Origin of the sequence: Acinetobacter sp. UBA2063 (genome assembly GCF_002333245.1) — a bacterium.
GTDB lineage: Bacteria > Pseudomonadota > Gammaproteobacteria > Pseudomonadales > Moraxellaceae > Acinetobacter > Acinetobacter parvus.
Map to the genome: position 1 here is coordinate 32,442 of NZ_DDAH01000179.1, position 965 is coordinate 33,406.

Consider the following 965-nt stretch of genomic DNA (forward strand, 5'->3'; position numbering starts at 1 on the left):
AAGGCGATTGTGAAGTTTACTGAGCAAAAGGATGGTTCGTTAACAGCGTCTATTCAAAAATATTTAGTCCCAGGTCAGGAAGATGCCTGCTCTAAATGTGAAGGAACCTATCACAACAAATCACTTAAAGGCGTGACTATTGTGCATGGCCTGAAAAATGTCGGTGGTGTGAATTACGATGGTGGTTCAATTATCGACCCTAAAAATGGCAAGACCTATAAGTTGAAAGCTGAAATCATCGAGGGTGGTAAAAAGCTTAAACTGCGTGGCTATATTGGTGTGGCCGCTCTAGGCCGTAACCAGACCTGGGTTCGTGCCAACTAATTTGAGTTTGAACTGAAAAAAACCGAGTCCTGAGACTCGGTTTTTTATTTTTATCTGTTTAAGCGGAGAGATTCTGGTAAGTCGCCTCATCAAAGCCAATCACAAAGCCCTGTGGAGTTTGCAGCACTGGACGTTTTATCAGGCTAGGTTGGGCAATGAGGGTCTCAATCAGGTTTTGCTCATTGCTGCTGGCATGGGCCTGTTCCGCTTCGGATAACTTGCGCCAAGTTGTGCCTTTTTTATTCAGCACCTTATCCGCACCCATTTCTTTCAGCCAAAGCGCTAAAGTTGCCGCATCAATTCCCTGTTTTTTGTAGTCATGAAATTCATAGGCAATACCCTTTGCCTCTAAGGCATCAAAGGCCTTTTTCATTGAATTGCAGTTTTTAATACCATAAATTTTAAACATGCTGTAAACCATAGAAAACAAGAAAAGATATGGCTGAAAGCCTAACGCAAAAAGAGGGTGATTTGCCAGTTGAGTTTTTTAGTCTATAACTTAATGCATGTTTGAAATGGTCAACAGACCCTGTTTATCAAGTAAATTTATGTAGTGTGTTGAGCAAAATTAAAATGATCAAATCAATCATGCTTTTTGATGAAAAAAGCTAAAGACAAAAGGGGTGAAAAATATTTAAGAT

At 40.1% G+C, this 965-nt stretch carries 2 protein-coding genes; one reads left to right on the forward strand and one right to left on the reverse strand.

What is annotated here, in order from left to right:
- Positions 1–324, forward strand: a 324-nt coding sequence (locus tag B4H32_RS08800; RefSeq protein WP_286802189.1) for a DUF2147 domain-containing protein, incomplete at its 5' end; no start/stop codon positions are given.
- Between the two features lie 58 nt (positions 325–382).
- Here B4H32_RS08800 and B4H32_RS08805 read toward each other — a convergent pair.
- On the reverse strand, positions 383–733 hold the full coding sequence (locus tag B4H32_RS08805; protein ID WP_034426706.1) for an arsenate reductase: 351 nt from the start codon (positions 731–733) through the stop codon (positions 383–385).
- Positions 734–965 lie beyond the last annotated feature (232 nt).

What these genes read in the sequence shown, in the direction of transcription:
- B4H32_RS08805 (WP_034426706.1), bottom strand. Translation starts at nt 733, where the DNA reads ATGTTTAAAATTTATGGTATTAAAAACTGCAATTCAATGAAAAAGGCC.